This window comes from Parapedobacter sp. SGR-10 (genome assembly GCF_011030405.1).
GTDB lineage: Bacteria > Bacteroidota > Bacteroidia > Sphingobacteriales > Sphingobacteriaceae > Sphingobacterium.
In genome coordinates, this window is sequence record NZ_JAAJTJ010000035.1 from 25672 (window position 1) to 33649 (window position 7978).

Genomic DNA, 7978 nt, shown 5'->3' on the forward strand with positions numbered 1-7978 from the left:
TATATGAGATATTTGTTGAATAAAACCGTCGTAGCTTTGGTATTTGTCCTGTTATTGGGATCGTGCCAAGAGGATTTTGATTTGCGTTATCAACTCGAAGATAATTACATAGAATTTGAGGATGCGGTCACAACCACATTCATCGTTGGGAAGGACTATCCTATTATCAGTCGTGTCATCAAGCCAGGAGAGGATGAGATCACACTCCAAGTAAATATGTCTGGACTGCAATCGAATGAAGATCAGCATCTAACCTGGAAGATCGTGGCAGAGGAGTCTACTGCGGCAGAAAATGTAGATTTTGCTGTAATAGGTGGTACCAAGAGCTTTGTCTTGCCTGCCCTTCAAAGTAAGGGGTATATCAGGCTTGCTCCCACGTCGAGTGGTGCAGGCAATACGTTGTTGGTTTTAGAATTGGTCGGTACAGATAAGATTAAGGTATCCAATAACTATAAAAGAGTAGGGGTGCGGTGTGAGTACCCTTAGAACTATCTTTTCCTCTGCCCGACGGTTTTAGACCATTGGGCAGAGGAAGATACCTCTTTTGTCTCTCTGTGATCATTTCCGAACGCAGCTATTCTAGCTTTTCCTATTTTTTTGTTACTTTTGATTTAATAAAAGCTTTTTTGACAATGAGTGAAAAACTAAAGGTAGGTATTAGCGTAGGCGATTTGAATGGAATAGGGATGGAGGTGATTATTAAGTCCTTGTTGGACAATCGTGTCTTGGACTATTTCACCCCTATTGTATATGGGAATACGAAGAATGCTTCTTTTCATCGCAAAGCGAACAATATCAATGACTTTAGTTTCAACGTCATCAATCATCCAGAGCAAGCGAATCCGAAACGGCCGAATATGATCAATGTGTGGCAGGAAGATGTCAAGATCACTTTGGGTGAAGAGAATGAAACCGGAGGGAAATATGCTTTTCTATCGTTGCAAAGAGCTGTCGACGATCTGCAGACAGGCAAAATTGATGCCTTGGTCACGGCTCCTATCAATAAGCATAATATACAAAGAGAAGGATTCAATTTCCCCGGACATACCGAATATCTGCAAAGCAAAACCGGAGCGGACGATGTGTTGATGTTTATGGTTAGTGATGAATTGCGGGTAGGTGTTGTGACTGGACATATTCCTGTCAAAGATATCGCAGGTCAAATTACCTTGGAGGCTATCTTGAAAAAATTGCGTCTGATGAATGCAAGTCTAAAGACGGATTTTTGGATTCAGAAGCCCAAAATAGCTGTGTTGGGACTGAATCCTCATGCGGGAGATAATGGTATCATCGGTACAGAGGATGAGGAGATCATCCGTCCAGCCATCGAACAGGCCAATGCAGAAAAGATATTCTGCTTCGGTCCTTATCCGGCAGATGGTTTTTTTGCATCGGATACGTACACTAAGTTTGATGCTGTACTGGCCATGTACCATGATCAGGGGCTTATTCCTTTCAAACACATTGCCAGCCGCAAAGGCGTGAATTATACAGCTGGCCTTCCGATCGTACGTACCTCACCCGATCACGGTACAGGTTATGACATTGCGGGCAAGAATATGGCTTCACATGAATCCTTTTTGGAAGCTGTTTTTCTGGCTGTACATATCGTGAAAAATAGAAGAGAGCAGGCCGAACTGACGGCTAACCCTCTAGGATTCCGTAAATTGTCAAGGGATAGGGATTGATTTATCTTCTTTAATCTTATGTTAGCGCACGAATCCTTTCGTGTGCTTGGATTATTGAGGCACACGAAAGGATTCGTGCGCCAGCAGTGCATGGCGCCTCTACAATGACATTCTTCTTAACCTATCTTTTAAGATTACCCTAAAATGAGTACTTTTGCAGCTTATCATCGGATACGTCGGGATCCGAATACAGCTATGGCAGAACACTTACAACACCCTATATTTTCTATCATCAAAGATTTGGCGGAGCAGATGAGAACCGAATGCTACGTCATTGGTGGTTATGTCCGTGATCGGATCATGGACAGATCCTTCAAGGATGATGTGGATATTTTGGTCGTGGGAAGTGGGATAGATTTTGCTTCTAGGTTAGGTGAGATCCTGCATACCAAGGTCACTGTCTACAAATCCTTTGGTACGGCTATGCTTGTGTACGACGGATTGGATATAGAGTTTGTCGGAGCAAGAAAGGAATCGTACCGAAGAGATTCGCGCAAACCTATCGTCGAGGACGGAACATTGCAGGACGATCAAAATAGGAGGGATTTCACGATCAATGCCATGGCCTATTCATTGAATAAGCACAACTATGGACAGCTATTGGACCCGTTCAATGGTTTGGAGGATATCAAGCTCCGTATCATACGTACCCCACTGGATCCGCAGGAAACCTTCTCGGACGATCCTTTGCGTATGATGCGCGCTATTCGTTTTGCGACACAGTTGCACTTTAAGATCGATATCAAAGCAGTTCAGGCGATTGCCGAAAACAAAGAGAGGATCAAGATTGTCTCGCAAGAGCGTATTACCGATGAACTCAATAAAATCATTCTGTCCGAAAAACCTTCTCAAGGTTTCAAATATCTGTTTGATACGGGGCTGCTGGAACTGATTTTTCCGGCTATGTGCAACTTGCATGGTGTCGAAGTGATCCAAGGTAAGGGGCATAAGGATAATTTTTACCATACACTGGAGGTGTTGGACAATGTGGCTGAGCTATCCGATGATCTGTGGCTGCGCTGGGCCGCAATCATGCACGATATTGCTAAGCCGGCGACCAAGCGTTTTGATAAAAAGGTGGGGTGGACTTTTCACGGACACGAGGATAGGGGCGCTCGTATGGTGCCTAAGTTGTTTGCAGAGATGAAGCTTCCATTGAATGATAAGATGCGTTTTGTGCAGAAGCTCGTGCAGTTGCACTTGCGGCCTATTGTATTGGCACAGGATATCGTGACCGACTCTGCCGTACGGCGGCTGCTGTTTGAAGCAGGAGACGATATCGATGCCTTGATGTTGCTATGTCATGCCGACGTGACGACCAAGAACGAATTCAAGAAAGCCAAGTACAGACAGAATTTTGAATTGGTCAAGCAGAAGCTCAAAGACGTGGAGGAGCGGGATCACCTGCGCAATTGGCAACCCCCCGTCACAGGAGAAGATATCATGCACGTATTTGGTTTAGCTCCCGGCAAGCAGGTGGGGATCATCAAGAGTGCCATCCGCGAGGCCATCTTGGAAGGGGATATCCCGAACGAAAGAGAGGCAGCCTATCATTTTATGATCGAAGAGGGTAGGAAGATTAATTTGGAGCCAAAACACACTTTGTTTACCGAGAGATTAAAATAATTTTTATTTTTATGGGCTGATACGGATCAGGTATAGGCTTGGATTTCTATTTTTAATTATGGCAATATATAGATTTAGGGTGACATTTGAGGATTATGAAGATATCTATAGGGATATTGACATGCCTTCGAAAGGTACATTTTTGGAGTTGCATCATGCGATACATAGCAGTACTGGATATGTAGCCGATGCCTCTTCTTCATTTTATGTGAGCAATGATCAATGGAAGAAGGGCACAGAGATAGCGTTGCACCCTACGCCACGTAAGGTAGAGGCAGGGGTACTTCTGATGGAAAATATTCGTCTGAGCAAGTTTATCGATGATCCACATCAAAAGTTTTACTATATCTATAATTTTGACCGTCCTTATGACTTTCATGTCGAACTGATCAAGATACTCAAAGAGGAAGAGGGGCAAGAGTACCCGTCTATCTTCAAGTCGGTGGGACAAGCACCCAAAATTGCGGCTGCAGCCAATTTTCCGGTTGCTGCTCCAGAGGAGGAGGATGACGAAGAACCTGTAGAGGAAAATACAGAGGAGTATGGTGTGGATGAGGAAGATGACTATAGTGTAGATGATGGAGAAGAAGAAGAGGGAGAGAGCGAAGAAGGGACAGAGGATTTTGGTTTTAGTGAAGACGATTATTGATTCTCGCTACATGCTTCCCATATAGATAGTGATGTATACACAGAAAACTTTAGCCGTCGTTGTGGGTCCTACTGCTGTAGGAAAAACAGCTACGGCTATTTTTTTGGCACAACATTTTGACACGGAGATTATTTCGGCGGATTCGCGCCAGTTTTACAGGGAGATGAGTATAGGTACAGCCAAACCCGATGCCGATGAACTGAAAACAGCACCGCACCACTTTATCGATTCCCACTCGATTGAAGAAGAATATTCTGCCGGAAATTTTGAACGGGAGGCACTGGTTCTTTTGGATATGCTTTTTCAGAAGCAAGATGTCGTCATTATGGTCGGTGGATCAGGACTTTTTGTGCGTGCGGTCTGCGAGGGACTGGATGATCTGCCCAAAGCTCCCCAATGTGTACGGGATCGCTTGAATCACGAATTTGCCGAGCGGGGATTGACTCCTCTCCAAGAGCGGTTGAAACAAATAGATCCATCCTATTATGTCGTGGCAGATATAGCCAATCCACAGCGTGTGATCCGTGCTTTGGAAGTCTATGAAGCGACCGGCAGGCCCATATCCCAATTCCAAAAGCAAGGAACGGGCAAACGTCCTTTCCAAATCATCACGATAGGTCTCCATATGGAACGGGAAAAGCTGTATGAACGTATCAATCTCCGTGTAGACAAGATGATGGAGCAAGGGTTGTTGGACGAGGTAAAGTCACTTTTGCCTTATCGTCACAAACCGGCCTTGCTGACCGTCGGGTATGCCGAACTGTTTGACTATCTCGATGGAAAATGCTCACTGGAAGAAGCCGTGGACAAAATCAAGCAAAACTCCCGCCGCTATGCCAAACGGCAGATTACCTGGTTCAAGAAGTATGGCGACACAACTTGGTTTGACTCTACAGATAGGGAAGGGATATGTGCATTTTTGGAACAAAAGATCTATTCTTAGGCTACTGATCTGAAAGAATCACGAGGCACGACCTTTCTTCCCAATTCTTTCCCGATTCTAACAAGATAATTGTAATTTTAAGGCTTATGAAGATATTGCTCATAGAGGACGAAGTCGAGATACTACGTACGGTCAAGGAGTTTTTGGAAGGAGAGAGCTTTTTGGTAGAGACTGCGCAGACATTTGATGCCGCTCTGGAAAAAACACTGACATATCGGTACGATTGCATTCTTTTGGACATTATGCTTCCGGGGGGCAATGGCCTGGATATCCTGACCGCTATGGCTGAGCTATCTATCCGGCAGCCTGTTTTGATCCTCTCGGCAAAGGATTCGGTGGAGGACAAAGTGTTAGGATTGGAGATAGGAGCAGACGATTACCTGGCCAAACCTTTCCACTTATCCGAGCTATTGGCCCGCATCAAATCCATCATTCGACGTCATGCCCAACAAGGAGATCGGTATATATATTATAAGAATGCTATGCTCGACCCAGATAGTCGGGAGCTGTCGGTATCAGGAACAAATGTACCCCTCAACCGTAAAGAATACGATTTGTTGTATTATTTTATGTCCCGTCCTAACAAGTTGTTGGAAAAAACTGTTTTGGCAGAAGCGGTATGGGGCGATCATGTAGACCAAGCGGACAATCTGGATTTTATCTATTCGCAGATTAAAAATTTGCGGAAGAAATTGAAGGAAGCGGGTGCAGAAATGGATCTGCAAGCCGTATATGGTGTAGGCTATAAATTGGTGTAGATGGCTGTCTCGGTAAAGAATTATACCAATCGGTTTCTGGTCATCGCGATTTTGGCCATTATGGCGGTGTGGGCCTTGTTGTTCTATGCGGTCATTATGGACGAAGTGTATGACAATATCGACGATGGATTGAAAAATCAAAAGATACTGATTCTTCGTGAAGCCTATGTCAACCCTGATATTATCCGCAATTCTACCGAGTTTGGTATCAACCAGTTTAGAATATTGCCTGCAGAAGGTGAGGAGTTTACCGACGAAAATCACTTTTCAAAGGAATTTATATACATGCCTTATGACGAGGAGGATGAGCCTTATCGCGTGCTTCGTACAGGTTTTTATGGCAAGGATGGTGAACCTTACACCCTGGAGATAAGAACTTCCACCGTGGAAGAAGATGATTTTCTGATCAACCTGGCCATTTCGTTGACCGTTCTGTATTTCGTCATTGTCATTAGTATTATGATCATCAACCACTATGTGTTGAAGAAAGCCTGGAAACCCTTTCATCAGATATTGAGAAATTTGGGAAAATATCGTTTCGGTGATGTTAGAAGCTTTGAGGTTGTGCCCACACAGGTCAAGGAATTTGACGAGCTCAACGAACGGATCCGGCAGATGATCCATCGGAATGAGGAGGTGTTTGATAGCCAAAAAAGATTTATTGAGAATGCTTCCCATGAATTGCAGACACCGTTGGCCATTACGACAGGCAAGCTGGATATTTTATTGGAAGATGAAGACTTAACCGAAAATCAATTGATCAAGTTGTCGGAAGCCAAACAGTCATTGCTCCGCATGGCCAATCTTAATAAATCATTGTTGATGCTTTCCCGAATAGAAAACCATCAGTACACCGATGTGCATCAAGTCAATTTCAATGCACTTCTGCAGGAGCTCATGAGGGATCTGGAGGATATTATTGAGCATCGGGAGATCTATTTGGATTATCAGGAAGAAGGACAGTTTTGTTTTTCATGTAATCGGGAGTTGGCCTTTGTCCTGTTGTCCAACCTGATTAGAAATGCGATCAAGTATAATATCAAAGGAGGAAAAATCTATATTGATGTCCATCCACACACAATCAAGATTTCCAATACTAGTGCTACGGATGGCCTGAATCCCGATCATATCTTTGAGCGATTCCATAAAGGAGTACAGGACAGCCAATCGAACGGGCTAGGTCTTTCTATCGTCAGATCCATTCTTGAGAACTATCCACAGTTATCGTTGACTTATGCGTTTGTGGACGGGCTGCATGAATTTCGGTTGGTGCAAAAGTAGAGACGTAGCATCCTACGTCTCTATTACTATTCTAAATCTTTCCTAAATCTTTCCCAATTCACTTTCGACCTTTGTCCTAAACAAAAAGAAAAAGATATGAAAACAATAATGAACAGTATGTTTTTGGCCGTTTTGTTGATGGTTTCTACAGTAACCGTACAGGCCCAAGTAAAGTCGATCACCTTTGATCAGTTGCCCAAAACGGCACAAAATTTGGTTAACAAATATTATGATGCGAAAAATGTGTCTTACGTGACGGAAGAAAGCGAATTCATGAAGTCAAAGGAGTATGAGGTTCGCTTCCACGATGGTGTGAAGGTAGAGTTCGATGCCAAGGGAGATTGGAAGGAAGTCGATGGCAAGAAAAAGGCTATCCCCACAGCGCTTATACCGACATCTATTGCGTCTCATGTAAAAAAGAGTTTCCCCAACAACGAAATAGTCAAGATCTCACGTTCCAACCGCAAATACGAGGTAGAATTGTCCAATGGTTTGGACTTGGAATTTGACAAGCAAGGAAAGTTTTTGAGGATTGATGACTGATAATATAAAAAAGGAGAAACCATGAAAAACGTATTTGTAAGATTGAGCATATTGGTGGCAGCTATAATGCTGTATGCTTCCTGCGAAAAAGAAACCTTTGTCGGAGCAGAAGACCTCCCGCAAAAAGGTATCGCATTCCTGTCCGATAATTTTCAAGGAGCCAAGGCTAATCATGTCAAAAAAGAAGATGAAGGATTGGGGGGTGTCGAATACACCGTGTATCTGGACAACGGTATCACGGTCAAATTTGACAAGAATGGCAATTGGGAGGAAGTGAATGCACCAGATGGGCAGACTATCCCTACAGGTTTTATCCCTTCCAAGATCGTGAGCTATGTCCGTGATCATTACCCTAACGAGGGTATCAACAGTATCGATAAAGAGAATAACAGATATGATGTTGAATTAACAAATGGACTGGATCTCGAATTTGATGCAAACGGTGGTTTTGTGCGCATAGACGACTAAGGGAGCAGAAATAAAAACAAAC

Annotated in this window: 9 protein-coding genes; all 9 read left to right on the top strand. The window is 43.7% G+C overall.

What is annotated here, in order from left to right; all coding sequences use genetic code 11:
• The first annotated feature begins 3 nt into the window (after positions 1 to 3).
• Positions 4 to 486 carry a hypothetical protein gene (locus G5B00_RS16765; protein ID WP_163878262.1) on the top strand — a complete coding sequence of 161 codons (483 nt, stop codon included), beginning with the start codon at positions 4 to 6 and terminating at the stop codon, positions 484 to 486.
• Positions 487 to 632: 146 nt separating this feature from the next.
• A complete protein-coding gene (gene pdxA, locus G5B00_RS16770) occupies positions 633 to 1688 on the top strand; it encodes a 4-hydroxythreonine-4-phosphate dehydrogenase PdxA (RefSeq protein WP_163878265.1) in 1056 nt (351 codons plus the stop codon).
• Between the two features lie 195 nt (positions 1689 to 1883).
• On the top strand, positions 1884 to 3314 hold the full coding sequence (locus G5B00_RS16775) for a CCA tRNA nucleotidyltransferase (RefSeq protein WP_163878286.1): 1431 nt from the start codon (positions 1884 to 1886) through the stop codon (positions 3312 to 3314).
• Positions 3315 to 3372: 58 nt separating this feature from the next.
• Entirely contained in the window at positions 3373 to 3963 is a 591-nt protein-coding gene (locus G5B00_RS16780) for a plasmid pRiA4b ORF-3 family protein (protein WP_163878268.1), read from the top strand.
• A 31-nt stretch (positions 3964 to 3994) separates the two neighbouring features.
• A complete protein-coding gene (gene miaA / locus G5B00_RS16785) occupies positions 3995 to 4906 on the top strand; it encodes a tRNA (adenosine(37)-N6)-dimethylallyltransferase MiaA (RefSeq protein ID WP_163878271.1) in 912 nt (303 codons plus the stop codon).
• Positions 4907 to 4992: 86 nt separating this feature from the next.
• A complete protein-coding gene (locus G5B00_RS16790) occupies positions 4993 to 5664 on the top strand; it encodes a response regulator transcription factor (protein ID WP_163878274.1) in 672 nt (223 codons plus the stop codon).
• Entirely contained in the window at positions 5665 to 6945 is a 1281-nt protein-coding gene (locus G5B00_RS16795; RefSeq protein ID WP_163878277.1) for a sensor histidine kinase, read from the top strand.
• Between the two features lie 96 nt (positions 6946 to 7041).
• On the top strand, positions 7042 to 7488 hold the full coding sequence (locus G5B00_RS16800; RefSeq protein ID WP_163878280.1) for a PepSY-like domain-containing protein: 447 nt from the start codon (positions 7042 to 7044) through the stop codon (positions 7486 to 7488).
• Positions 7489 to 7509: 21 nt separating this feature from the next.
• Positions 7510 to 7956, top strand: coding sequence for a PepSY-like domain-containing protein (locus G5B00_RS16805; protein WP_163878283.1), 447 nt, complete (start codon positions 7510 to 7512; stop codon positions 7954 to 7956).
• The last annotated feature ends 22 nt before the right edge of the window (positions 7957 to 7978 follow it).